31 protein-coding genes are annotated in these 23,260 nt (G+C 70.5%); 8 read left to right on the top strand and 23 right to left on the bottom strand.

Annotation, left to right across the window (positions count from 1 at the left end; all coding sequences use genetic code 11):
• Positions 1–5 precede the first annotated feature (5 nt).
• Positions 6–671: a potassium channel family protein gene (locus ACQP2X_RS42070; protein WP_498691508.1), complete on the top strand. Its 666-nt coding sequence runs from the start codon at positions 6–8 to the stop codon at positions 669–671.
• Positions 668–1,348 (top strand): potassium channel family protein, encoded by a 681-nt coding sequence (locus tag ACQP2X_RS42075; RefSeq protein ID WP_498661896.1) that lies wholly within the window; start codon positions 668–670, stop codon positions 1,346–1,348. Before ACQP2X_RS42070 ends, ACQP2X_RS42075 begins: the two co-directional genes overlap by 4 nt.
• On the opposite strand, the gene ACQP2X_RS42080 is transcribed toward ACQP2X_RS42075, so the two are convergent.
• The 4 genes from ACQP2X_RS42080 to dut are packed head-to-tail and all read right to left on the bottom strand — an operon-like array spanning position 1,332 to position 3,654.
• Positions 1,332–2,090 carry a DUF3159 domain-containing protein gene (locus ACQP2X_RS42080; RefSeq protein ID WP_498691510.1) on the bottom strand — a complete coding sequence of 253 codons (759 nt, stop codon included), beginning with the start codon at positions 2,088–2,090 and terminating at the stop codon, positions 1,332–1,334. The genes ACQP2X_RS42075 and ACQP2X_RS42080 overlap by 17 nt on opposite strands.
• Positions 2,087–2,467: an OB-fold nucleic acid binding domain-containing protein gene (locus ACQP2X_RS42085; RefSeq protein WP_498691511.1), complete on the bottom strand. Its 381-nt coding sequence runs from the start codon at positions 2,465–2,467 to the stop codon at positions 2,087–2,089. Before ACQP2X_RS42085 ends, ACQP2X_RS42080 begins: the two co-directional genes overlap by 4 nt.
• A gap of 40 nt (positions 2,468–2,507) precedes the next feature.
• Positions 2,508–3,185: a DUF3710 domain-containing protein gene (locus ACQP2X_RS42090; RefSeq protein WP_498691512.1), complete on the bottom strand. Its 678-nt coding sequence runs from the start codon at positions 3,183–3,185 to the stop codon at positions 2,508–2,510.
• Positions 3,172–3,654 (bottom strand): dUTP diphosphatase, encoded by a 483-nt coding sequence (gene dut, locus ACQP2X_RS42095; RefSeq protein ID WP_498691514.1) that lies wholly within the window; start codon positions 3,652–3,654, stop codon positions 3,172–3,174. The genes ACQP2X_RS42090 and dut overlap by 14 nt, the downstream gene beginning before the upstream one ends.
• 95 nt (positions 3,655–3,749) lie before the next feature.
• Here dut and ACQP2X_RS42100 point away from each other — a divergent pair, with 95 nt between their 5' ends.
• Positions 3,750–4,235 (top strand): DUF3093 domain-containing protein, encoded by a 486-nt coding sequence (locus tag ACQP2X_RS42100; RefSeq protein ID WP_498691515.1) that lies wholly within the window; start codon positions 3,750–3,752, stop codon positions 4,233–4,235.
• On the opposite strand, the gene ACQP2X_RS42105 is transcribed toward ACQP2X_RS42100, so the two are convergent.
• Together ACQP2X_RS42105 and ACQP2X_RS42110 are read right to left on the bottom strand one after the other, a co-directional pair.
• Positions 4,232–5,047, bottom strand: coding sequence for a hypothetical protein (locus tag ACQP2X_RS42105; RefSeq protein WP_498691517.1), 816 nt, complete (start codon positions 5,045–5,047; stop codon positions 4,232–4,234). The two genes, ACQP2X_RS42100 and ACQP2X_RS42105, sit on opposite strands and share 4 nt — an antisense overlap.
• 138 nt (positions 5,048–5,185) lie before the next feature.
• Positions 5,186–5,482: a DUF4193 domain-containing protein gene (locus ACQP2X_RS42110; RefSeq protein WP_097322121.1), complete on the bottom strand. Its 297-nt coding sequence runs from the start codon at positions 5,480–5,482 to the stop codon at positions 5,186–5,188.
• 351 nt (positions 5,483–5,833) lie between these two features.
• Between ACQP2X_RS42110 and ACQP2X_RS42115 the strand changes: the two genes are divergently transcribed.
• A complete protein-coding gene (locus ACQP2X_RS42115; RefSeq protein ID WP_498691518.1) occupies positions 5,834–6,370 on the top strand; it encodes a LytR C-terminal domain-containing protein in 537 nt (178 codons plus the stop codon).
• On the opposite strand, the gene ACQP2X_RS42120 is transcribed toward ACQP2X_RS42115, so the two are convergent.
• Positions 6,367–7,182 (bottom strand): inositol monophosphatase family protein, encoded by an 816-nt coding sequence (locus tag ACQP2X_RS42120; RefSeq protein ID WP_498691521.1) that lies wholly within the window; start codon positions 7,180–7,182, stop codon positions 6,367–6,369. The genes ACQP2X_RS42115 and ACQP2X_RS42120 overlap by 4 nt on opposite strands.
• 257 nt (positions 7,183–7,439) lie before the next feature.
• Here ACQP2X_RS42120 and ACQP2X_RS42125 point away from each other — a divergent pair, with 257 nt between their 5' ends.
• The gene (locus ACQP2X_RS42125) at positions 7,440–8,996 is read left to right on the top strand and encodes an RNA polymerase sigma factor (RefSeq protein ID WP_498691523.1); all 1,557 of its coding nucleotides are present in this window, start codon (positions 7,440–7,442) and stop codon (positions 8,994–8,996) included.
• A gap of 242 nt (positions 8,997–9,238) precedes the next feature.
• Positions 9,239–9,478: a DUF7455 domain-containing protein gene (locus ACQP2X_RS42130; protein WP_097318633.1), complete on the top strand. Its 240-nt coding sequence runs from the start codon at positions 9,239–9,241 to the stop codon at positions 9,476–9,478.
• Positions 9,479–10,015: 537 nt separating this feature from the next.
• Here the strand turns inward: ACQP2X_RS42130 and ACQP2X_RS42135 are convergent.
• The 6 genes from ACQP2X_RS42135 to ACQP2X_RS42160 all read right to left on the bottom strand — a co-directional run bounded on the left by ACQP2X_RS42135 (position 10,016) and on the right by ACQP2X_RS42160 (position 14,190).
• The gene (locus tag ACQP2X_RS42135) at positions 10,016–10,273 is read right to left on the bottom strand and encodes a hypothetical protein (protein ID WP_498691524.1); all 258 of its coding nucleotides are present in this window, start codon (positions 10,271–10,273) and stop codon (positions 10,016–10,018) included.
• A gap of 469 nt (positions 10,274–10,742) precedes the next feature.
• Positions 10,743–10,916: a helix-turn-helix transcriptional regulator gene (locus ACQP2X_RS42140; RefSeq protein ID WP_498691526.1), complete on the bottom strand. Its 174-nt coding sequence runs from the start codon at positions 10,914–10,916 to the stop codon at positions 10,743–10,745.
• An 86-nt stretch (positions 10,917–11,002) separates the two neighbouring features.
• Positions 11,003–11,494: a hypothetical protein gene (locus ACQP2X_RS42145; RefSeq protein WP_498691528.1), complete on the bottom strand. Its 492-nt coding sequence runs from the start codon at positions 11,492–11,494 to the stop codon at positions 11,003–11,005.
• A 48-nt stretch (positions 11,495–11,542) separates the two neighbouring features.
• Positions 11,543–13,273, bottom strand: a complete 1,731-nt coding sequence (locus tag ACQP2X_RS42150; protein ID WP_498691529.1) for a DEAD/DEAH box helicase — start codon at positions 13,271–13,273, stop codon at positions 11,543–11,545.
• Positions 13,274–13,366: 93 nt separating this feature from the next.
• Positions 13,367–13,963 (bottom strand): trimeric intracellular cation channel family protein, encoded by a 597-nt coding sequence (locus ACQP2X_RS42155; protein WP_498691531.1) that lies wholly within the window; start codon positions 13,961–13,963, stop codon positions 13,367–13,369.
• Positions 13,964–13,971: 8 nt separating this feature from the next.
• A complete protein-coding gene (locus ACQP2X_RS42160) occupies positions 13,972–14,190 on the bottom strand; it encodes a DUF3039 domain-containing protein (RefSeq protein WP_097318628.1) in 219 nt (72 codons plus the stop codon).
• A 129-nt stretch (positions 14,191–14,319) separates the two neighbouring features.
• On the opposite strand from ACQP2X_RS42160, the gene ACQP2X_RS42165 reads away from it, so the two are divergent.
• A complete protein-coding gene (locus ACQP2X_RS42165) occupies positions 14,320–15,264 on the top strand; it encodes a pseudouridine-5'-phosphate glycosidase (RefSeq protein WP_498691533.1) in 945 nt (314 codons plus the stop codon).
• A gap of 5 nt (positions 15,265–15,269) precedes the next feature.
• The gene (locus tag ACQP2X_RS42170; RefSeq protein ID WP_498701199.1) at positions 15,270–16,151 is read left to right on the top strand and encodes a carbohydrate kinase family protein; all 882 of its coding nucleotides are present in this window, start codon (positions 15,270–15,272) and stop codon (positions 16,149–16,151) included.
• Here the strand turns inward: ACQP2X_RS42170 and ACQP2X_RS42175 are convergent.
• From ACQP2X_RS42175 to ACQP2X_RS42220, 10 genes are all read right to left on the bottom strand, one after another.
• Complete coding sequence (locus ACQP2X_RS42175; protein WP_498691535.1) at positions 16,133–16,501, bottom strand: DUF3099 domain-containing protein; 369 nt, start codon at positions 16,499–16,501, stop codon at positions 16,133–16,135. The two genes, ACQP2X_RS42170 and ACQP2X_RS42175, sit on opposite strands and share 19 nt — an antisense overlap.
• Positions 16,502–16,565: 64 nt before the next feature.
• A complete protein-coding gene (locus ACQP2X_RS42180; RefSeq protein WP_498691537.1) occupies positions 16,566–17,093 on the bottom strand; it encodes a GAF domain-containing protein in 528 nt (175 codons plus the stop codon).
• On the bottom strand, positions 17,090–17,353 hold the full coding sequence (locus ACQP2X_RS42185; RefSeq protein WP_498691539.1) for a hypothetical protein: 264 nt from the start codon (positions 17,351–17,353) through the stop codon (positions 17,090–17,092). Before ACQP2X_RS42185 ends, ACQP2X_RS42180 begins: the two co-directional genes overlap by 4 nt.
• A gap of 9 nt (positions 17,354–17,362) precedes the next feature.
• Entirely contained in the window at positions 17,363–18,406 is a 1,044-nt protein-coding gene (locus ACQP2X_RS42190) for a methyl-accepting chemotaxis protein (RefSeq protein ID WP_498691541.1), read from the bottom strand.
• A gap of 26 nt (positions 18,407–18,432) precedes the next feature.
• Entirely contained in the window at positions 18,433–18,804 is a 372-nt protein-coding gene (locus ACQP2X_RS42195) for a response regulator (protein ID WP_498691543.1), read from the bottom strand.
• On the bottom strand, positions 18,801–19,076 hold the full coding sequence (locus ACQP2X_RS42200) for a hypothetical protein (protein WP_498691545.1): 276 nt from the start codon (positions 19,074–19,076) through the stop codon (positions 18,801–18,803). Before ACQP2X_RS42200 ends, ACQP2X_RS42195 begins: the two co-directional genes overlap by 4 nt.
• The gene (locus ACQP2X_RS42205; RefSeq protein WP_498691549.1) at positions 19,057–21,390 is read right to left on the bottom strand and encodes a chemotaxis protein CheA; all 2,334 of its coding nucleotides are present in this window, start codon (positions 21,388–21,390) and stop codon (positions 19,057–19,059) included. The genes ACQP2X_RS42200 and ACQP2X_RS42205 overlap by 20 nt, the downstream gene beginning before the upstream one ends.
• Positions 21,387–21,779 carry a response regulator gene (locus ACQP2X_RS42210; RefSeq protein WP_498691551.1) on the bottom strand — a complete coding sequence of 131 codons (393 nt, stop codon included), beginning with the start codon at positions 21,777–21,779 and terminating at the stop codon, positions 21,387–21,389. Before ACQP2X_RS42210 ends, ACQP2X_RS42205 begins: the two co-directional genes overlap by 4 nt.
• On the bottom strand, positions 21,776–22,651 hold the full coding sequence (locus ACQP2X_RS42215) for a CheR family methyltransferase (RefSeq protein WP_498691552.1): 876 nt from the start codon (positions 22,649–22,651) through the stop codon (positions 21,776–21,778). Before ACQP2X_RS42215 ends, ACQP2X_RS42210 begins: the two co-directional genes overlap by 4 nt.
• Entirely contained in the window at positions 22,648–23,247 is a 600-nt protein-coding gene (locus ACQP2X_RS42220) for a HEAT repeat domain-containing protein (RefSeq protein WP_498691553.1), read from the bottom strand. Before ACQP2X_RS42220 ends, ACQP2X_RS42215 begins: the two co-directional genes overlap by 4 nt.
• Positions 23,248–23,260 lie beyond the last annotated feature (13 nt).

Consider the following 23,260-nt stretch of genomic DNA (forward strand, 5'->3'; position numbering starts at 1 on the left):
ATCGGATGCACGTGGTCATCATGGGATGTGGGCGACTCGGGTCGACGCTCGCCCAGAACCTCGAAGCCCGCGGCCATTCGGTGGCGGTGATCGACCAGAACTCCGACGCGTTCCGCCGGCTCGGCGCCGATTTCGGCGGCGTCACGGTGACCGGCATCGGCTTCGACCGCGACGTGATGCGCGAGGCCGGCATCGAGCGGGCCGACGCGTTCGCCGCGGTCTCCAGCGGCGACAACTCCAACATCATCTCGGCCCGGCTGGCCCGCGAGACGTTCGGCGTGACCCGCGTGGTCGCCCGCATCTACGACGCCCGGCGGGCGCAGGTGTACGAGCGGCTCGGCATCCCGACGGTGGCGACCATCCGCTGGGCCGCCGACCGGATGATGCGCCACCTGGTGCCCGAGGGCACGGTCGAGGTGTTCCGCGACCCGACCAGCGTCGTCTCGATCGTCGAGGCGCCCCTGCACCGCGACTGGGTGGGCCGCACGCTGCGCTCGCTGGAGGAGCGCACCGGGGCCCGGGTGGCCTATCTGATGCGCTTCGGCATGGGCACGCTGGGCACCGCCTCCACCGTGATCCAGGACGGCGACCAGGTCTTCATGCTCGTCACCGACGAGACCGTGGCCACGGTGCTCGACATCGCCTCCGGAGCCGACAAGGAAGGGCACTGACCATGCGGATCGCCATCGCGGGGGCCGGCAACGTCGGCCGGTCGATCGCCCAGGAGCTGATCGGCAACGGCCACCGGGTCATGCTGATCGAGCGGCAGCCCCGGCAGCTGCGCCCGGAGCGGGTGCCCGAGGCCGACTGGGTGCTGGCCGACGCGTGCGAGCTCAGCAGCCTCGAGGAGGCCGACGTGGCCTCCTGCGACGTGGTGGTGGCGGCGACCGGCGACGACAAGGCCAACCTGGTCGTCTCGCTGCTGGCCAAGACCGAGTTCGCGGTGCCGCGGGTGGTGGCCCGGGTCAACCGGGCCGAGAACGAGTGGCTCTTCAACGAGCAGTGGGGCGTGGACGTCGCGGTCAGCAAGCCGCGCCTGATGGCCGCTCTGGTCGAGGAGGCGGTCACGGTCGGCGATCTCGTACGGCTGATGACCTTCCGCCAGGGCGAGGCCAACCTGGTCGAGATCACCCTGCCCCGCAACGCGCCGTACGAGGGTCAGCCGGTCCGCTCGGTGCCGCTGCCCCGCGACTCGGCCCTGGTGGCGATCCTGCGCGGCAAGCGGGTGATGGTGCCGACCGGCGACGACCCGCTCGAGGCGGGCGACGAGCTGATCTTCGTCTGCACCACCGAGGTGGAGGACCAGATCCGCGCGGTCGTGCTGGGCGCGGCTAGCTCGGCTGAGTAGTGCGTGACGTGACTCGGTGGATGGCCCAGGCCGAGAAGGCGAACGTCGCCGCATAAATCGGCCAGCTGATGAGAATCCGGACAATTCCCAGCGCATTCGCTTCGCCCTGGGCCCACAAGTAGTACTGGATGCCGGCTCGGATGCAGAGCGACACGACCCACACGAGGGTCAGCCACTGAAATGTCCGGAAAAGTCGTGAATTGTCGAACCAGTTTTGCTGACCTTTGTTGGCCATGATGCCCCAGGCGTAGCCGATTAACGGCTTGCGCACGACCACCGAGAGCAGTAGGACCGCGGCCTGTCCGAACGTCAACAGGATGCCGGGTAGGTAGAAGTTCTCGGCCTTGCCGGTGCGATAGGCCAGGAAGGCGCCGATCGCGATGCCGAAGAGTCCGTTCACCGCATGGCGCACGGGCTCTTTCCGGATCAGCCGGTACGCCCCGATGCCCACCGCCGCGAGAACGGCGCCGGCGATGGCCCAGTAGAGCGCCGTCCGCTTCTCGAGACCCACGACGGCGTCGCCGAGGACCACGTTGAGGATCACGAAGGCGAAGACTGGCAGGCTCGACTCGATCAGACCGCGCACACCGCCGAGCTGCTCGGCGATCTGCTCGCTCATGGAGGGCAGCGGCTCGTCCTCCGGCTCCTTCACCGGATGGAGGTCGAGTTCCTCGACGACCTCCTCGGCGAGCCGCTCCTCCACGGTTTCGTTCGCGGCGTGACGCGGCTCGCTGCCACTCACCGGGGCGCCTCCAGCTCGTAGTACGGGTTGTAGATCACCTTGCGGTCGTCGCGGATGGCGATGCGCCCGCGCGCGGTGAGCTGACGGCCGGGCTCGATGCCCGCGATGGAGCGCCGGCCCAGGAACACCAGCGTAACCACGTCACTGCCGTCCCAGAGGTCGGCTTCGAGCGTAGGCAGGTTGGTGCGGGGAGTGTACGCCACCGTGCGCAACCGGCCGTTCACCGAGACGACCTGCCCTCGGGTGCACTGGCCGGCCGGCATGGCGCCGCACTTGGCCACCTCGCGCTGGAGGTCACGCGCGTCGAGCTCCGAATCGGTGGCCGTCAGCCGGTCGAAGAACTTGCGCAGGCCCGTGCGCTCGTCCGTACTACTCATGAGTTACACCGTACGCCCTTGGTGATCCCGGTCACGAGCCCTACTGCGGCTGGTGACCGTTCGCCTGAGCCTGCTCCGCCTCGGCGGCCGCCTGCTCGGTCATCTCCTTGGGCAGGCGCAGCGGCAGCGCCTCGCGCACCGGACGGGCCTCGGCGTCGCGGATGACCACCAGGCCGGTCAGCACCTCGCCGAGCCGGCCCTCGCGGGACGGGTCGGCCGCGGCCGCGCCCTGGTAGAGCGCCCGGACCATCCAGCGCGGGCCGTCCACGCCGACGAACCGGACGTCGGCCGGGCCCTCCGGGGTGTTGACCCGGGCCGCCAGCTCGGTGCCGTACGGGCCGGTGATCTCACGCGGGGAGACGCCGTCGGACTTCATGGCCTGGGCGATCTCCTCGCGGACCTCGTCCCAGATGCCGTCGCTGCGGGGAGCGGCGAACACGCCCAGCTGGAGCGCGCTCTCGCCGTCGACCAGCACGATCTGCTCGACCGCGCCGTCCGGGTTGGCCTGCACCCGCACCTCGACGCCGTCCACGGCCGGGATCAGCAGGCTGCCCAGGTCGAGCCGCTGCACCCCCTCGGGGGCGAACTTCTGGTCCCAGGGGCCACGCTCGGGCGCCGTCGGCTCGTCGTCCGCGGCGAGGCTCTGCGCGAGCGCCTCCGAGGGCGGCGCGTCGGTCGCACGCACGTGCTTGGGGCCGCCGCGCTTACGGGAGAACATCACTGCCACCTTCCGTCTTCAAACCTGAGTGCCCACCGGTCGAGCCGTGCCCGCCGGCACCGCGCGCGGTGTCGTCGAGCTCGTCGACCTCGTGGAACGCGGCTCGCTCGACCCGCTGGACGACCAGCTGGGCGATGCGGTCGCCGCGAGAGATCTTGACCGGCGTGTGCCGGTCGTGGTTGACCAGGATCACCAGAACTTCACCGCGGTAGCCGGCGTCGACCGTACCGGGCGCGTTCAGGACCGTGACACCGAGGCGCGCGGCCAGGCCCGAGCGGGGGTGGACCAGGCCCACGTAGCCGTCCGGGATGGCCACCGCGATGCCCGTGCGGATCGCCCGCCGCGCTCCCGGTGCGAGCTCGGCGTCCTCGGCGGCGACCAGGTCGGCCCCGGCGTCGCCGGGATGCGCGTAGGCCGGCAGCGGCAGATCGGGGTCGATCCGGCGGATCCGGATGACTACATCGGTCAAGGCAGAGGTTCCTCACTCGTGCGGCGGCGGGCAAGCGGGACCCACCCTGCCATCCTGCCGTGCCCGGTCGCGGAGGCGCGCCGTACCCTTCCAGGGTGACACCGGAGTCTCCCGCGCGCACCACCGCACCCGCCAGTCACCGAGAGCGACTCTCGCTCCGGTGGTGGATGTGGCCCATCGGCCTGCTGGTCGTGGTGATCCTCGGCGTGGAGCTGACCATCGGATTCCCCACCCTGCCGATCTGGGTGCCGTTCGCGGTGCTGACCCCGGCCACCATCGCCGTCCTGGCCTGGATCGGGCGGATCAAGGTCGAGGTGACCGGCGGCGAGCTGCGGGTCGACGACGCGCGGCTGCCGGTGCGGTTCATCGCCGACGTGGTCGCGCTCGACATGGAGGGCAAGCGCGAGGCGCTGGGCGTCGGCGCCCACCCGCTCGCCTTCGTGATCCAGCGGCCGTGGATCGGCCCGGCCGTTCAGGTGCTGCTCGACGACCCGGACGACCCGACGCCGTACTGGGTGATCAGCACCCGGCGTCCCGTGGAGCTGGCCACCGCGCTGCTGGCGGCCCGCGACGCCGCCTAAGCGGCGTCGATCACCTTCCGGCTCCTCTTCTGAAGATCCTTCTGTACGTGCTCGCCCAGGTTCTTGGTCGCGCGACGGTTCAGATATCCCGCCACGGCCGCTCCGGTGAGGAACGGGCCGAACATGGTCAGGTGCCGGCCGAAGCGCTTGAGCAGGCTCTGCTGCAGGTCACGACGGGCGGCCGTGCCGAGCACGGTGGCCACGCCGACGCCGGGCACGAGCGGGTTCACGCCGCGCTGATCGGTCCACGCCTGCACGAGTGACACGGCCTTCTGCCCGAACGTGCCGGGCACCGGCTGCCCGTAGATCTCGTGGAGCTCGCCGATCAGCTTCATCTCGATCGCCACCACGGCGACCGTCTCGGCCGCCAGCAGCACCGGCGCCGAGAGCAGGGTCGGCGCGGCGACCCACTCCACGGCGGCCACGCCACCGCCGGCCGCGCCCACGCTGGCCGTGGTGCGCTGGGCGTTGCGAATCAGGCGATCGGCCAGATCGTCGTCGCTCAGCCCCGGAAAATGCCGCCGCAGGGTCGCCTGGTCGCGCACGGGAACGTGCGGGGCGACGTCGGCCACCACGTCCGCCATCCAGCGGATCGCGGCCTTGGGCCGGAACACCTGGCCCAGTCCGCGCCGCCGCACGTCGCCGACGAGCCTGCCGAGGAGTTGCCTCCGCCCCTCGGGCTCCAGATCGTCGGCGGTCAGTGCGGCGACAGTCTTGCTCAACTCGACATCGGCGGCCGTCTGCGCCGGCGTCTCCACGGGATCGTTCGCCACGTCCTTCGCCACGTCCGGTACGGACTGCTCGGAGCTCATCGTCGTCCTCCCGTCATCGGCCGAGGCTGCTGATGTCATCGTGATGCCCGGTGTCGACCCCCCGTCAAACCGGGCAACGGCCTCAATCCCGACCGCTTCCGCGCGGCCGGGTGTGACGCGCTGCGCGCGCGTGCCTGGTCAGGCACACTCGCGGCAGATCAGTTCCCCGTTGCGCTCCGTCGCCAGCTGGCTGCGGTGGTGCACGAGGAAGCAGCGGGCACAGCGGAACTCGTCGGTCTGCATCGGCAGCACCTTGACGGTGAGCTCCTCGTCGGCAAGGTCGGCGCCGGGAAGCTCGAAGCTCTCCGCCACCTCGACCTCGTCGACGTCCACTGCGCCCGACTGCGAGTCGGCGCGGCGGGACTTCAGCTCCTCGAGGCTGTCCTCGCCGAGGTCGACCTCATCGCGACGCGGGGCGTCGTAGTCGGTGGCCATCGGTTTTCACTCTCCTGTATCGATGTGTCACTTGGCGTTAGTAACGTCAAGGACGTTGTTTCGGTTCCCGGTTCCGCCGGACGATTTCTGACACTGCCCCCAACACTCGAATCTCCCCCGGCGAGCGCGGAACCCTACCGCTACTGCGGCAAAGTTGTACGCGCATGGGCACGCCATTGTTCCCGATGTGACCGAGGCGACATCAAGGTAGGGGTCAAAGCGTCTCGATCATCGTCGGCGCGCCGGAGGTATTCCCTGTTTCCGCGCGGCTGGCGGGCAGACGCTAACCTTCCGACAGGTCCCGCTCCTACCCCGGCGGGCGTCACACCCCGGATCCCTGGAGCCAGCCCCATGAGTTTTGCGCGCGTACGAGCGCTCGTCGTCGTCGGCGTGCTCGCCGTGGCCGCGGTCGTCTTCGTCATCGTGGCGCTCGTCAAGGACTCCCAGGGGGGAGCCACGAGCGGGGGCGGCTGCCCCGAGGGGGCGCCGATGGTCGACACCCGGCTGCCCGACGACCCGGCCGAGGTCACCGTCAAGGTCTTCAACGGCACGAACACCTCGGGCCTGGCCGACAGCGTGACCAGCGAGTTCAAGAACAGGCGGTTCACGGTCCAGAAGCCGGCCGAGAGCAAGACCAAGTTCAAGGGCGTGGCCGAGATCAGGTTCGGGCCGGACACGGTCGGCAAGGCGCAGCTGCTCCGGGCCTACTTCCTGGCCCAGTCGAAGATGTCGTACAACGCCAAGCGCAAGGGCGCCGTGATCGACATCGTGATCGGCAACGAGTTCCGCCAGCTCGCCACCACCACCGAGGTCAACCAGTCACTGGTCGAGGTGGGCGAGCCGACGGTGCCGCCGGGCGGCTGCCTCAAGAAGTCCGAGGACTCCTAGGCTCCTCCGGCCGCGTCCAGACCCACCAGCAGGTCGTGCAGATCGTTGAAGATCGCTGGTGGGGCGGCCACGACCATGTCGAGCCCGGCCGGCGCGCCGCGCAGGCCGGCCACGATCGCGCCCGCCTCGCGGGCGATCAGGCCGCCCGCGGCGTGGTCCCACGGGTTGAGGCCCTTCTCGTAGTACGCGTCGAGCGTGCCCTCGGCGACCGCGCACAGGTCGAGGGCCGCCGCGCCGAACCGGCGGATGTCACGCACCCGGGTGATCAATCCGGCCAGCACCTGACCCTGATGAGCCCGGCGCCGGGCGTCGTAGCCGAAGCCGGTGCCGACCAGCGACTGGCTCAGCTCGGCCGGTCCCGTAACTTTCAGGCGTCGATCACCGCGGAAGGCGCCGCCCCCGCGGGTGGCCGTCCACTCGTCCCCGGTGGCCGCGTTGATCACGATTCCGGCAACAATCTCGCCGCCGGCCTCGGCCGCGAGCGAGACCGCGTACTGCGGCAGCCCGTAGAGGTAGTTCACGGTGCCGTCGATCGGGTCGAGGATCCACCGGACGGCACCCTCGCCGGCCGCGTCGCCGTACTCCTCACCGAGCACCCCGTCACCCGGCCGCAGCTCACGCAAAGCGTCGATGACCTGGCGTTCCACCGCCTTGTCGGCCGCCGTCACCACGTCCGTGGCCGTGCTCTTGGTCTCCACCTCGAAGATCGCCTCGGCCCGGAGCCGCCGCGCCGTGGCGGCCGCGTCCCGGGCCAGTCCCACCGCGATCTCCAGCAGAACGCCCGGTGTCGATGCCGACCGAAACTCGCTCACGTTTTCGCCCTTTCCGCCGATACCATTCTCGCGCCGGGTGTCTCCGGCGAGGTCGGCGGCCCCTGGCGGCGTGCTGCAACGGGAGGATCTCGCAGGACGGCGCTACAATTCACCCCTGCCCACCGCTTCGCGGACACCAAGACCATCGAGGTGCCGCGTCCCGGGGGTCCCCACACCAACACCGGCCAGCCTCCTCGCCGTGCGCTGTGCTGGGCTCATGGCCGTAGCTCAACCTCATCGCCTCCGGAAGGTCTTTCGTGACAGAAGCCCACCAGAACGGTGCCGACGTTCGTTCTCTCACCGAGGCCCTGATCGCTCATGCCCAGGGCGCGGGCGGGCAAATCACGTCGGCCGAGGTCGCGCGAACGCTCGAGTCCGCCGGGGTGAATCCGGCTCAGGCCAAGAAGATTCTTCGCGGTCTCGTCGACGCCGCCGTCACCGTCGTCGTCGACGGCTCGGCCAGCACCCGCCGCAAGGTCGCCGCGGCCCGCGCCGCCACCCCCGCCTCCAAGGCCACCACGGCCAAGGCCGCGCCCGCCCGCAAGGCGCCGGCCCCGGCCCCGAAGCAGGCCGCGGCCGCCGCCGGTGCGGCCGACCCGGCCGGTGCCGCGCCCGCCAAGAAGGCCGCTGCGGCCAAGAAGGCGGCCCCCGGCAAGAAGGCCGCTCCCGCCAAGGCCGGCGCGCCCGCCGCTCCCGGTGAGGGCCCGGCCGAGGGCGAGATCGATCCCGAGGAGCTTGCCGCCGAGATCGAGGACGTCGTCGTCGAGGAGCCGGCCGCCATGGTCGCGGCCGCCGCGTCCGACGCCGCCAGCTCGGCCACCGACGGCGACTTCGAGTGGGACGACGAGGAGTCCGAGGCGCTCAAGCAGGCGCGTCGCGACGCCGAGCTCACCGCGTCGGCCGACTCGGTCCGCGCCTATCTCAAGCAGATCGGCAAGGTCCCGCTGCTCAACGCCGAGCAGGAGGTCGAGCTGGCCAAGCGCATCGAGGCCGGCCTCTACGCCGCCGAGCGCCTGCGCGCCTGCGACGAGGGCGAGGAGAAGCTCGAGCGCAACATGGAGCGCGACCTGCGCTGGATCGGCCGCGACGGCGAGCGCGCCAAGAACCACCTGCTCGAGGCGAACCTGCGGCTCGTGGTCTCGCTGGCCAAGCGCTACACCGGCCGCGGCATGGCCTTCCTCGACCTCATCCAAGAGGGCAACCTGGGCCTGATCCGCGCGGTCGAGAAGTTCGACTACACCAAGGGCTACAAGTTCTCCACGTACGCCACCTGGTGGATCCGCCAGGCCATCACCCGCGCCATGGCCGACCAGGCCCGCACCATCCGCATCCCGGTGCACATGGTCGAGGTCATCAACAAGCTCGGCCGCATCCAGCGCGAGCTGCTCCAGGACCTGGGCCGCGAGCCCACCCCGGAGGAGCTGGCCAAGGAAATGGACATCACGCCGGAAAAGGTGCTGGAGATCCAGCAGTACGCCCGTGAGCCCATCTCGCTGGACCAGACGATCGGCGACGAGGGCGACAGCCAGCTCGGCGACTTCATCGAGGACTCCGAGGCGGTCGTCGCGGTCGACGCGGTCTCCTTCTCGCTGCTCCAGGACCAGCTCCAGCAGGTCCTGCAGACGCTCTCCGAGCGCGAGGCGGGTGTCGTACGGCTGCGCTTCGGCCTGACCGACGGCCAGCCGCGCACGCTGGACGAGATCGGCCAGGTGTACGGGGTCACCCGTGAGCGGATTCGTCAGATCGAGTCGAAGACGATGTCGAAATTGCGACACCCGTCCCGCTCGCAGGTCCTCCGGGACTACCTGGACTAGGGGCACTAAGTCAACAGCGCGTGCCCGAATGGTCACCACCCGTACATCAACGGGTGGTGATCAGACCGTTGTGTCGAAGTGATCGTTGACGTGGCACCCTTGGATCACGGCACACTTAGCCCAGCACGTGTGACCTCGGTCCCCCCGGGGCACAGTGGGAAGGCCGCAACGGTGCAGGGTGTTGCACGATGTGAGCAGTAGCCGAGGAACGTGTTCATCGGTTCGATCAGAGGAGGAAGGCGATGACCCCGACTCTCACGCCGCCGGCGGATAGTTTGGCCGGCACCGCAGCCGATGAACGGTGCGACCGCTGCAATGCAGCCGGAAAGCTCCGTTTGACCCTGGCTGGTGGCGGTGAGCTGGTGTTCTGCGGACACCACGCCAACCGGTACGCCGAAGACCTGGTGAAGATCGCAGTGCAGTACGCGGCCGATCCGGAGTTCACGTGGCGCGGCGCCGACATGATGTCTAACTCCAACTAAAAGAGCCGATCCCCCCGAACGGACTCTGAAGGGGCGCCCACGGTGTGGGGCGCCCCTTCTCATGCCCAAAAGACCCCAGCACCCAGCGCGCTCCGGCACAGCTGCAGCCCACGCTTTAGGCGCTGCCCCCTTCCGGGCCCCAACCGGCGCAGCTGATCCCACACGCTGATCCCGTTCGGCTCGACGCCACACGCTCAGCGCGCCCGCCCGCCATCCGCTGCGCCATTCCGGCGCCAGCCCAATCTCGCGGGCCGCCACCAAACGCAGCCCAGCGGCCGGCCCAGCCCTCGCTGATGGCACAGCACCATGCCCGCACGGTCCAGGCTCATCAGTTGACGCCCGACGGGGGTGCACCCCGCGCGCTTGTCCCACTGCACACCAGCGATCGCGCCCTGCTCGGCGCAGCTCCGCCCAGCCGACGGCGCCATTGCCCGACGCCGCCCACGCCCGCAGCCCCACCCAGACTCACAGCGTCGAGCACCGCCCGCAGCGCCGCCCAGACTGACAGCGTCGAGCACCCCACGGCGCCGCCCGGACTCACAGCGTCGAGCGCTGCCCACGCCCACAGCGCCGCCCACGCCCACAGCGCCAGGTGCCGTTCACGCTCACAGCGCTGCCCAGGCTCACAGCGCTACCGCGCTCGTCGCGCTCGTCGCGCTCGTCGCGCTCGTCGCGCTCGTCGCGCTCGTCGCGCTCGTCGCGCTCGTCGCTGCGCCATTCTCGGCTCGGCTCGGGGGCAGGCGGCGACGCCCGGAGCGAGTCGTGCCCTTGGGCGGCCCGCGCTCTCTGCGCCAATCCGGCGCCGGCCGTGGAGGGGCTGAGGCCAGGTGCGCTCGGATGTAGGGCGGTGGTCGTGCTGGGCGATTAGGGGCAGTGAGACGAAGGGTGCAAGGCGGTGGTGTGCTGGGCGACTGGAGGCAGGTGAGACCAGGGGTGCAGGGCAGTGGTGGTGCTGGGCGGTTGGGGGCGAGACCAAGGGTGCAGGGCAGTGGTGGTGCTAGGTGATTGCGGCGAGACCAGGGTGCAGGGCAGCGGTGGTGCTGGGTGATTGGGGGCAGGTGAGACCGAGGGTGTCGAGCGTGGGCCGGCAGATGTTGGTCCTGCGCCGGCCGCGGAGGCCGCCGAGCAGGAGCCGCCAGGCCTCGGCTGAGCCTGCGCCGCGAGGACCCGGAGCCTCTGCCGGTGAGGGGCATGGCATCCCGCCGCCGCCGCCGCGAACGCCGCCTAGCGAGGGCGACCTCAGCGGGCCCTAGGGGCGCCGGGGTCAGGTCGGGGTGGGTGTGGGCACCTCCTCGTCCCATAAGCGCTCCACGGACGTGTTGAGGGCCTTGGCGACCTTCAAAGCCAGGTACACCGAAGGGGCGTAGTCGCCCGTCTCCATGGCGATGATGGTCTGGCGGCTCACCTGGACGGCGGCCGAGAGGCCCTGCTGGGTCAAGCCGGCCTCCTTGCGGGCCGCCCTGATGCGCGTGCCCGCGGCACCGCCCGCCTCCGGTGCTCGCACCGGGCCCGCAGGCGGCGCCATCAGTCGTCGTCCTCGGTGAGTGCCAGAGCCGCCTCGCGACGTCGCCGGCGCCGGGTCTCGACCACCTGGGCCACCAGGCCCGCCACGGCGCCGAAGGCGCCACCGAACGCCGCGCCGCGCCACGTGGCGCCCTCGGGGTCGTACGCGTAGAGCGCACCGATCAGGAACAGCGCGGCCGGACTGCCGCTGACAACCGTCAGGAAGATCCGTTTGCCGCTCCAGGAGCGCGGCGTGGTGTCGACACGACGGTGGCGCACATAGAGCGTGCTGAGCATCATCGGCACGTAGAGCAGGACCAGCACGATCGCCAGCGGCAGCACCGCGGGCTTGCCCAGCGGCCAGACCATGATCGCCGCGGCCCATGGGATCGTCAGCCATTGCAGCGAGGCGGCCGTGGCGATCCCCTCATACCACCGCAGGCGCTCGCGCTCGTCGCCGTAGAGATCGCCGTCGAGATCGAGATTCCAGTGCACCACTCTGTCGAGAAGCATGGGTTTATTCTCGTGTTAAGTCCTCTTGACGTCAAGAGGACTTAACTTTTACAGCGTCTGGATCGTCGCGATGCGCTCCTCGAGCTGCTCGATCGTGGCCTGGGCGCTCGGCGGCCCCCCGCACAGACGCCGCAGTTCGGCGTGGATCTTGCCGTGGGGCAGGTTCGTGCGGTGGTGATGAGCCGCGACCAGCGTGTTCAGCTGGCGCCGGAGGCTGTTGCGGCGCTCACCGGCCGTCATCACCGGTGGGGCCTCGCGCTGGGCCGGCACCGGATCGGCCGTTTTCTGCTTCTCGACCCGCTGGCGGGCCGCCAACTGCTCCGACTGCCTCTTGTTCAGCAGCATCGACACCTCGTCCGGCGTCAGCAGGCCCGGCAACCCCAGGTAGTCCGCCTCCTCGGCCGTGCCCGTCTGCGCTCCCATGCCGAACGACGCGCCGTCGTAGATGACCTGGTCGAGCTCGGCCGTGGCGCCCAGCGCCTCGAACTGCTTCTCCAGCTCGCCTTCCGCGTTCTCCTCGCGCTGGGCCCGCTCGAGCATGTCGTCGTCGAGGCCGTCTTTCTCCTTGCGGGCGCCCAGGATGTGGTCGCGCTGGGCCTCCATCTCGCTGGCCAGCCCGAGCAGGTGGGGCACGCTCGGCAGGAACACCGTCGCCGTCTCGCCGGGGCGCCGGGCCCGCACGAAGCGGCCGATGGCCTGGGCGAAGTACAGCGGCGTGGACGCGCTCGTCGCGTAGACCCCCACCGCCAGGCGCGGGATGTCGACGCCCTCCGACACCATCCGGACCGCGACCATCCACCTCTGCTCGGACGCCGCGAACGTGGCGATCCGTCCCGAGGCGCCCTCGTCGTCGGAGAGCACGACAGTGGCCTGCTCGCCGCTGATCTCGCCGATCAGTTTCGCGTACGCCCGGGCGGTCTGCTGATCGCTCGCGATGATCAGGCCGCCGGCGTCGGTCATGCCGTGCTCGCGCAGCTTGGTCAGGCGGGCGTCGGCCGCCCTCAGCACCTGGGGCATCCAGTCGCCCCGGTGGTCCAGCGCCGTACGCCAGGCCTGGGCGATCAGGTCTTTGGTCATCGGCTCGCCGAGGCGGGCCGCGAGTTCGTCGCCCGCGTTCGTGCGCCATCGAGTCTCTCCGGAGTACGCCATGAAGAGCACCGGCCGCACGACCCGGTCCTTCAGCGCGTCGGCGTAGCCGTAGACGGAGTCGGCCCGCGACCGCTGGAGGCCGTCGTCGCCGCGCTCGTACTCGACGAACGGGATGGGGTTCTCATCGGAGCGGAACGGAGTTCCGGTGAGCATCAGGCGGCGTACGGCCGGCTCGAAAGCGGCCTTGACGCCGTCGCCCCAGCTCCGGGAGTCGCCGGCGTGGTGGATCTCGTCGAGGATGACCAGTGTCGGCCGGGTCATGGTGCGACGGCGGTGGACCGCCGGGGCCATGCCGACCTGGGCGTAGGTCAGCACCGCGCCGTGGAAGTCGGCCGAGGAGTGGATCTCGGAGTTGCGGAACTGGTGGTCGAGCTGGATGCCGACCCGGGCCGCGGCGGACGCCCACTGGGCCTTCAGGTGCTCGGTGGGGCAGACCACGGTGACCGCCTGGACCGTGCCGTCGGCGAGCAGCTCGGCCGCGATCCGCAGGGCGAAGGTGGTCTTTCCCGCGCCCGGCGTGGCCACCGCCATGAAGTCGTCGCTGCGCCGGCGCAGATAGGTCACGAGGGCCTTGCGCTGCCAATCACGCAGGTCGGGGAAGGTTTCCAGTTTCGGCAGTGGCGGGCTCAAAGCTCGAACGGTCCCCTCGTAAAAACAACGAACCCCCGGTTGTGAGAGCCGGAGGCGGCAACCAGCATAGCCGCGGAGGCGGGCCCGCGCCGGTTACGGCGCAGCGACCGGAGCGGACCAGCGGCGGTACAGCGCGACGAGCCGGACACCCGTGATGAACAGGGCGGTCGCGGCCAGCGCCCAGAACGAGTCCAGGGAAAGCCCCCGGAGAATCGTGACAATAATCGCGCCGGCCAGGGCCACGACGGCATAGATGTCCCGCCGGAGGACGACGGGGACCTCGCCCATCAGCAGGTCGCGGGCGAGGCCGCCGCCGATGGCGGTGAGCATGCCGATCAGGCAGGAGCCGACGGCCGGCACGCCGGCGTCGAGCGCCTTGAGCGTGCCGGTGACGGTGAACAGGCCGAGGCCGGCCGCGTCCAGGACGAGGACGGGCCGGCGCAGCTTCGACAACTGTGGGTGGAACCAGAACACGGCCAGGGACGTCAGCACCGCGGTCACCGCGTAGCGCCAGTCGGCGAACGCGAGCGGCGGCACGGCCCCGATGACCAGATCGCGCACGATGCCGCCGCCGAGCGCGGCGATGAAGCCGACGAAGGCGACACCGAACAGGTCGAGCCGTTTGATCACTCCGGCCGAGGCGCCGGACGCCGCGAAGACCGCGACGCCGACGAGGTCGGCGCTGAGCATGCCCTCGTTCAGCGAGTCATCGCTTCGTAGATCTCCTTGCACTGGGGGCACACGGGCGAGCCGGGCTTCGGCGACTTGGTCACCGGAAACTTCTCGCCGCACAGCGCCACCACGAACGTGCCCATGACGGCACTCTCGGCGATCTTCTCTTTGCGTACGTAGTGGAACATCTCCGGCCCGGTGTCGGCGTCCTTGGTCTCCGGACGCTCCAGGATCTGAGTGCTCACGTGAAATCTGCCCTTCGGTTGTGTCACCGCCGGTCCCCCCGGCCTCGACGGCGAGAACAAAGCTCCAACCCGCAAGTGTGACAGCAACCTCCGGACCGGTCCAATGATCAAAGCCGTACGGTAGGTGGCGTGACTGACTTCGCGATTCGATACGGCGAGCATGTGACCCGTGCCCGCCGGGACGGCCGGCCGGTGGTCGCGCTGGAGAGCACCATCATCTCGCACGGGCTTCCGCACCCGGACAACCTCCGTGTGGCCCGCGAGATCGAGCAGACCGTGCGTGACCAGGGCGCCGTGCCCGCCACCATCGGCATGATCGGCGGCGAGCTGATCGTCGGCCTGGACGACGCCCAGGTCGAGCACCTGGCGCTGGCCCAGGGCGTGGCCAAGCTGTCCGTGCGTGACCTGGCCGTGGCCGCCGCCACCAAGGCCGACGGCGCCACCACGGTCGCCGCGACCAGCGCGGTCGCCGCCGCCGCGGGCATCGGCGTCTTCGCCACCGGCGGCCTGGGCGGCGTGCACCGCGAGGCGAACGTCACGTTCGACGAATCGGCCGACCTGACCACCCTGTCGCAGACGCCGATCGTCGTGGTCTGCGCGGGCGTGAAGTCGATCCTCGACGTGGGGGCCACGCTGGAGCGCCTGGAGACTCTCGGCGTCGCCGTGGCCGGATATCGGACCAAGCGCTTCCCCGGCTTCTTCATCACCGACGGCGGCTTCGACATCGACTGGCAGCTCGACTCGCCCGAGCAGGTCGCCGACGTCATCCGGGCCCGGTCCGACCAGGGCGTCGGGGCCGGCGCGCTGATCCTGGCCAACCCCCTGCCGGTCGACGAGCAGCTCGACACCGAGCTGCACGACCGCACCCTGGCCGAGGGCCTCGAGCTGCTGGCCCGCGACCACATCACCGGCAAGGCGGTCACCCCGTTCCTGCTGGGGCACTTCCACGAGAGCACCGAGGGCCAGAGCCTGGCCGTCAACGTGCGGATCATCCTGCGCAACGCCGAGCTGGCCGCGAAGATCGCGGTCGCGACCGCCGGATCGCCGGCGCCGTTGGGATTCGCGGCCGCGTGACCGGCATCGTCGTCGTCGGTGACCTGGTCACCGATGTGCTGGTGACGCACGGCGGGCCGATCGAGCTCGGCTCGGACACCGACGCGGCGATCACCGTCAACGGAGGGGGCCAGGCCGCGAACACCGCGGCCTGGCTGGCCCACGCGGGGCATGAGGTGACACTGGTCGCGGCGGTCGGCGACGACCTCGCCGGGCGCGAGCGGGTGGCCGAGCTGACGGCGGCCGGGGTGCGGTGCGCGGTGCGGGCCCATCCGGGCGCGGTCACCGGCAGTGTCGTGGTGCTGGCCGGCCCGCAGGAGCGGACGATGATCACGGATCGGGGCGCCGCGCTGCTGCTCGGCCCGGACGACGTGCGAGCCGCGATGAAGGGCGCCTCCCACCTGCACCTCTCGGGCTATCCGCTGTTGCACGAGGGGTCACGGCCGGGCGGTCTGGCCGCTCTGCACCAGGCCGCGGGCCGCACGACCAGCGTCGACGCGGCCTCGGCGGCGCCGCTGCGGTCGGTGGGTGCTTCCGCTTTCCTGGCCTGGGTACGAGACGTCGACCTGTTGCTCTGCAATGCGGACGAGGCCGACGTGCTGGCCGGGCCCGGCCCGGCGGCCGAGCAGGCGGTGCGGCTGACGGCGCACGTGCGCAACGCGGTCGTGAAGCAGGGCGCGGCCGGGGCCACCTGGGCGTCCCGGGACGGGATCGTGCGGTCGGTGGCTCCTGACCGCGTACGCCTGATGAAAGATCCGACCGGCGCCGGTGACGCCTTCGCGGCCGGGCTGCTCGCCGCCTGGTGTGCCGGCGCGACGCCGGAGGCGTCGCTGAGGGCCGGCACCGAACTGGGCGCCGAGGCCGTGGGACAGATCGGCGCCCGGCCGCGTCAGCCTCTCTCCTCCTGACGAGGCTCGGGCTCGAGGTCGATGATCAGATATTCGGCGTCCTCGGGAGTGTGCCGAGGCAGGGTGGCCTGCTGTTTCGCGGCCAGGGCGGAGGCGGCCCGCTCGGCCTTGCTCTTGGCCGGGCGGTCGTTGGCGATGAGCACGGCCGCCCACGGCAGGAAGACCATGCCGGCCGCGCAGAGGACGAGCCACAGGCCGAGCAGGGGTGGACGGACGCTGACCAGGATCGCGCCGAGGATGAGGCAGAGGGCCCGGATGGTCATCATGCTGACGTAGCGGACCTGACGGCTGCGGTATTGCTCGTCGGGGCTACGGGCGGCGTCGGTGATCAGAACCGGCTGTTTCTTCACGATGGGGTCTCCGATCGACCCCCCATCATGGCACCGATCCCCCGCCGCCGCCCAGAGACCCCGCTCAACCGCGAGCGGCGGCCTCCGATTCAAGGCGGTCGATGACCTCGTCCGCCAGGCGCTCCATCGTCGCGATCGACTCCGCCGGGAAGTCGCGCGGAGCCAGGTCCAATGCGCACAGTCCACCGATGACGTGCCCACGGCGAGAGATCAAAGGCACTCCGATGTACGCCCGGGCGCCCTCGACGGTCACCAGGGGGTTGTCCCGCCACATCGGGTCCTCCGACAGATCCCGCACGAAGCGGGGCCGCGGGTCGGTGAGGAACGGACGGCAGAACGCCCACTCGATCGGCGTGCCGCCGGCCTCGGCGATCCAGGGCGGCACCGGGCCGTGGCCGGCCAGGAACACCTGGGCGCCGTCGAGGAGCACGTCGATCAGGGCGAACGGCGCGCCGAGGCGCTCGGCCACCTGGTCGACGATCTCCTGGAGACAGGGCCGCGGCTCCTCGCGGTCGAGCCCCAGGCGGGCCACGTCGAGGAGGCGGTCGTGACGGGGAAATGCGATGTGCGGGCGCTCCTGGAGAAGCATCATGGCTGTCCTCCCGTCGGTGACAGGGCGTCGTAGGTGATGGCTCGGACCTTCAGCGAGCGACCGGCGACCCGCACCAGGTCACCCGTGATCATCATGTGCTCGGCGATCTGGCGCAGGTCGCTGACCGACTCGACCGGGCGGCGCAGGCCGAGCGCGCGGACCGTGAGGTCCCACATGCCGGTCGCGGTCTCCTCTCCGACGAGCTCGGCCAGGGCCCGCAGGGCGTCGGCCTCGGTGGGCCGCTCGGTGTTCGGCGACATGGATCCGTCCTAGAACAGTTCGATCAGTGGTGTGTCGTCGGCGGCCGCCGTGACGCCGGCCTTCTCGCCGTGCGTCACCCGCTGCCGGGACATGACGTGCCGGCTGCGCAGATCGTCGGCCGAGATGGCCCGCTCGGTCAGCGCTTCGGCCGGCACACCGCCCTCGGCGTACCCGATGGTGTCCTCGACCTGGCGTTTGACCTCGCTGACGGCGTCCGCCACGTGTTCCAGCATCTGCCGGCTGATGTCCTGGAACTGGACGTGCCCCACGGCGCCGGTGGTCTCGACGGTGAGCGCGTCCGAGCTCTGCCGCACCTGCTGGGCGGCGTCGACGGTGTCGTGCAGGATGCCCGCCACCATCTCCGACATCTCCCGCTGGGCCTGGGCGATGCCGCTGAGACGGCGGGTCATGGCCGTGTCCCCGGCCGGCAGGTCGGTCTTGACGTTCTCGTCGAAGTTGCTGTCGTCGGTGAGCACCGCGTCGAGCCGGGCGGTCAGGTCGGCGATCATCGTGCCGATGCCGCTGGCCGCCTGGGACGACCGGGTGGCCAGCTTGCGCACCTCGTCCGCGACAACCGCGAAGCCCTCGCCCGCGTCGCCCGCCCGGACCGCCTCGATCATGGCGTTCAGGGCGAGGATGTTCGTCGCCTTGCTGACCTCCTCGATCTGGGTGACGTGCTGCTTGAGCCCGCGCATCTCGTCCACCAGCGACCGCACCTGCTCGTCGCGGTAGAGGAAGTAGCGGACCAGCCGGTCGACCAGCTGGGCGTTGGAGTCGCCGGCCTGGGCCAGCTGGTCCTCGGTGCGGTCGAGGGTGCCGGCGAGGCGGACCACGTCGCCCGCCATCACCTCGGCCAGCGAGTCGACCTTCAGCATCTGCCGGACGATCGCCTCGGCGGCCTCCCCGGTCTGCTCGATCACGTCGTGCAGGTGCGCGTCGACGATCTCGCAGAACTCGGGGACGGGCCGCAGGGCACCGGCGACCACGTCAGCCCGCACGCTCGCCTCTTCCGGCGTGGACGGCGCCGCCTGACGACGGAGTAGGCCGGCCATCGAAACCTCCCAGGAACGGGCTCAACTCAGGCGCCCGGAACGACCTGCTTGATCACACCGAGGAGTTGGTCCGGTGCGACCGGCTTGACCAGCCAGCCGGTGGCGCCCGCGGACTTGGCCTCGTTGCGCTTGGTCTGCTCGGACTCGGTGGTCAGCATCAGCATCGGGGTGAAGCGCATGCCCGGGGCCTTACGGGCCTCGCGCACGAAGCTGATCCCGTCCATCTGCGGCATGTTGACGTCGCTGATGATCAGGTTGGGCTTGACGCCCTTGGCCAGCTTGTCGAGCGCCTCCTTGCCATGCCCGGCGGTCTCGACGGAGTAGCCGGCCTTGGTCAGGATCGACTTCAGGCTCATGAGCATGGTGGCGGAGTCGTCGACGAGCATCACTGTGGTCATGGAGGTTCACTTCCTTGTCGGCTGGCTGCGCCACTGCTCCCCGCGAGCAGTGGCAGCACCTGCTCCGCCAGGAAGGCGTTCGCCGGTGCCGAGCTGATCTTCGGTTGGAAAAGCAGCAGAGCTTGGAGCGCGCCGGTGTGCAGATGGTTGCAACGGCGCAGGTTGACCTTCGGTTTGGCGGTGGCGCGCAGCCAGGCCACCAGCGGCTCGACCTCGTCGACCGTCACCACGTCACTCAAGGTCGCGGTGGCCTCATGCAGCTCGAGCGGCAAGACCCAGCACCTCCTTCATGTTCAGCACCAGCAGCACCAGCCCGTCGCCGAGCAGCGCGGTGCCGGAGAACTCGTCCGCGTAGGCGAGCAGGCCCTCCATCGGCTTGAGGATCACGTCGACCTCGCGGTGGAACTGTTCGACCAGCAGGCCCACCCGCTGACCGTGCAGGCTGACGATGAGGATCCGCCGGTCGTCGTTCTCGTCCGGCGTCCACGGCATCCGCAGGGCCGCGGCCAGATCGATCACCGGGACGACCTCGCCACGCAGGACGACGACGTCCTGGTGCAGGACCCGGCCCATCTCGCCGCCGGGCACGCGGACGGTCTCGACCACCAGGTCGACCGGGATGCCGAAGCGCTGCCCGGCCACGCTGACGACCATGACCTGGGTGACCGCCATCGACAGCGGTAGCCGCAGCCGGGTCACGCTGCCACGGCCGAGCTCTGACTTCATGGTCACGGTGCCGCCGAGCTTCTCCACGCTCGCGCGGACCGCGTCCATGCCGACTCCCCGGCCGGAGAGATCGGAAACCTGGTCGGCGGTGGAGAACCCGGGGCGGAAGACCAGTTCCACGGCCTCCGCGTCGCCCATGCCCTCCAGTTCCTCCTCGGAGATCAGACCTTTCTCGTACGCCTTGCGCTTGACCCGCACGGGATCGATGCCCCGCCCGTCGTCGGCGATCTCCACGAGCACCGCGTCGCCGTCGGCGACCGCGCTGAGGGTGATCCGCGCGTGGGCCGGTTTGCCGGCCGCAGTCCGCTCGTCGGGCAGCTCGATGCCGTGGTCGAGGCTGTTGCGCACGAGGTGGACGAGCGGGTCGCCGAGGGCCTCGATGACGTCCTTGTCGGCCATCGTGTCCTCGCCCTCCATGACCAGCTCGATGTTCTTGCCGAGCCGGCGGCTGAGGTCGCGCACGAGCCGCGGGAAGCGCGAGAAGGCCACCGACAGCGGCAGCATCCGTACGTCCATCACGGCCGCCTGGAGCTCCTCGGCGATCCGGTGCAGGCCCGAGTATTGGTCCTTGATGCGCCGGCTGAGCACCCGGCTGCCGAACTCCTCCTCGGCCGAGTCGGCCAGGAAGGTCAGGCCGTTCTTGGCCACGTTGAGCTCGCCGACCAGCTCCATGAGGTGGTCGACCTTCTCCTGGTCCACTTTGAGGATCTTGGTGCCGACCTGGCCGCCGGGATCGTCGGCCCGGCCGCGGTCGATCCGCTCCTCCGGCGCGGGCCGCTCGACCGGCTCGGGGGGCGGCGGTGTCGAGCCCAGCAGACGGTTGACGGTCTCGGTGAGCTGCGCGGCGTTCAGGTCGGACAGTTCCGTGATGTCGCCGAGGGCCGCCGCGGCCGCCGTGATCGAGTGGGCGATCGAGGCCAGCCGGGCACCGCCGATCACCTCCTCGGCTCGGAGGGAGGTCTGGGCCGCGGTCAGAATCGCGTACGCGTCCTGGACCACCTCCGGATCCCGCGGCGTCTCCCCGGCCGGCTCGGTCACCGGGGCCGGCGCGTCGTCGGCCACCTCGCCGTTGAGGAAGCGGCGGAGCGCGTCACCGTCGAGCTCGACCACCTCGACCTGGTCGGGCACATAGCGGAACAGGTGGTCGAGCTCGCCGTGCCCGGCCCGGGTGGCCAGCACGAAGCCGACCAGGCAGGCGTACTCGTCGTAGTCGTCCGGCGCGGGCCACTCGTCCGGGGGCACCACGGCGATCCGGGCCAGCGCCGGCACCTGGCTGATCAGATGCAGCGGGTCCTCGGCCCGGAAGAAGCAACCCTCGTCGGGCCGGTAGCGGGCGAAACGCAGGGTCGAGGAGGTGGTGGTCAGCCACGTCGCGGTCGCCTCGAGCCACTCGTGCTCGAAGTGGCTCAGCCACTCCGGCGGCGGGGCGATGACGTGGACGATCGGCGCCTTCTCCACCACCAGCGTGGTCGCGTCGCCGCCGAGCGGGCCGCGGAGCTTGGTGATGAGAACGGCGGCGTCGCTGCCGGCGCTCGCGGGCAGCCGCTCGTGCTGGGTGACATGGGCCAGCCAGCCGCGGATGAGGTCGAACGCGGCCAGCAGGTCGTCGGTCATCCCCGAGTCGAGGTTGAGCTTCCCACCCCGTACGGCGTCGAGAAGGTCCTCGGCGGCGTGGGTGAGCCGGGTCAGCTCGGGGAAGTCGAAGAGCCCGGACGAGCCCTTGAACGTGTGCGCGGCCCGGAACACCTCGTTGACCAGCTCCGGGTCGCCCGGATCGCGTTCGAGCTGGAGCAGGCCCTCGTCGACCTGGGTGAGCAGGTCGGCCGCCTCGGCGAGGAACTGGGCGAGCAGCGGGTTCATGCCGGAATGCCCCGTCCCGCGGTGAGCATCCGGGCCACCCGGACCAAGCGCTCGGCCGAGACCGGCTTGACCATGTAGAGGTTGGCGCCCGCCGCGTACGCCCGCTCGGCGTCGCCCGGACGGTCCTCGGTGCTGATCATCAGGACCGGGGCCGGCGTGCCGACCGTCTCCGAGCGCAGCGTCTCCACGCAGGCGTAGCCGTTCATCTTGGGCATGTTGACGTCGACCACGAACAGGTCGAACGCGGTGGTGAGGGCGGCCTCGACGGCTTCCAGACCGTTCGCGGCCTGCTCGACGGCGAAGCCGGCCTCGGACAGCAGGCTGGTGTGATAGAGCCGCACCGTGGCGGCGTCGTCGACGACCAGCACCTTCACTGGGGTCTCTGTCATCGGTTGGCTCCGGTCGGTCGTTGGTAGACGATGCCCTCCGGGAGGCGGGTCGGTGTGAAGATCGGCGAGATGCGGCTCATCGACTCGGAATGGCCGAGGTACAGATAGGCGCCGGGCCGCATCGCGCCGTAGAGGTTCTCGGCCGCCCGCCGACTGGACAGCTCGTCGAAGTAGATGAGCACGTTCCGGCAGAAGATCACGTCGAAGTCGCGGAACGCCCGCATGGCCAGGGTGTCGGTCACGTTGACCTGGTGCAGCGTGACCGCGCCGCGGATGCCCTCGTCGAGCTGGTAGCGGCCCGAGCCGACCGGGCTGAAGTACTTGTCCCGCCATTTCTTCGGCACGCGTTGCAGCGAGCGGTCGCCGTAGCTGGCGTGCCGGGCCCGGTCGAGCACCGAGCTGTCGATGTCGGCTCCGTGGATCTCCACGTCGATCCGGTCGATCAGGTCCCACTCCTCCAGAAGGCGAAGGGCGATGGAGTACGGCTCCTCGCCGGTCGAACACGGCAGGGAGAGGATCTTCACGGGCCCCACGATGCGGTTCGGGCCGCCCCGGGAGTTGACCACGTCGGGCAGCACGGTCCGCAGCATCGAGTCGAACTGGTAGTCCTCGCGCAGGAAGTACGTCTCGTTGACGGTGAGCTGGTTGATCAGCTCCTGGAGCAGGTCGGAGCGGTCGCTCAGGCGCAGCGCCGCGAACCAGGAGGTGAACGTGTCGAACCCGGAGTTCTTGATGCACGTGTCGATCCGCTTGTCGACGAAGTAGCGCTTGTTCGGCTGGAACTGGATCCCGGTCCGCTTGTAGAAGTACTCGCGGAACTTCTCGAAGTCCGCCTCGCTGAGACCGGCGCCGGTCGTGGCGGCACTGGTCATTTGACGGCCGCCTCGACCGTGAACCGCAGGAACGGATCGTCCGGGAACCGCGCGACCGCGCCCCGCAGCATCTCGTGATGCTCGGGCCCGATCGACGGCAGCAGCGCGTCGATGGCCGCGGTGACCACGTTCGGATGCGGGTCCTCCCGGATCATGACGGCCAGCCAGGTCATCGCCTCGGGGTGCGGCAGGTCGGCCAGCACCATCGCGGTCATCACCCGGACGTCGTGGTCGTCGTCGGAGATCAGCCGGGGCACGATGGCCGGCATCGAGTGGGGCATGGTGGCCAGCGTCTCGGCCACGGCCGTGCGCAGGCCGGCGTCGTCGCTGGCCAGATGGACGGCGAGCCCCTCGGCAACCTGCGCCGTGTCGTGCGCGGCGAGGGTGGTGAGCATGGCGTCGCGCACCGTCTCCACGCTCTCGCCGGCGACCCGGTCGAGCAGCGCGGGCACGGCCTCGGCCGAGCCGTCCAGGCCGAGCGCGGCCTCCCGGCGCAGCTCCGGGTCGGCGTCGTCGAGCTGGCTCAGCAGGGTGTCGGCGGACGGTGGCGCGGCCGTCTCCTCGGGCGGCGGCGCGTTGCGGCGAACGAGTCCCACGGTGATCCCCCTT

The sequence above is a fragment of the Actinoplanes sp. CA-131856 genome (assembly GCF_050956135.1).
Lineage (GTDB): Bacteria > Actinomycetota > Actinomycetes > Mycobacteriales > Micromonosporaceae > Actinoplanes.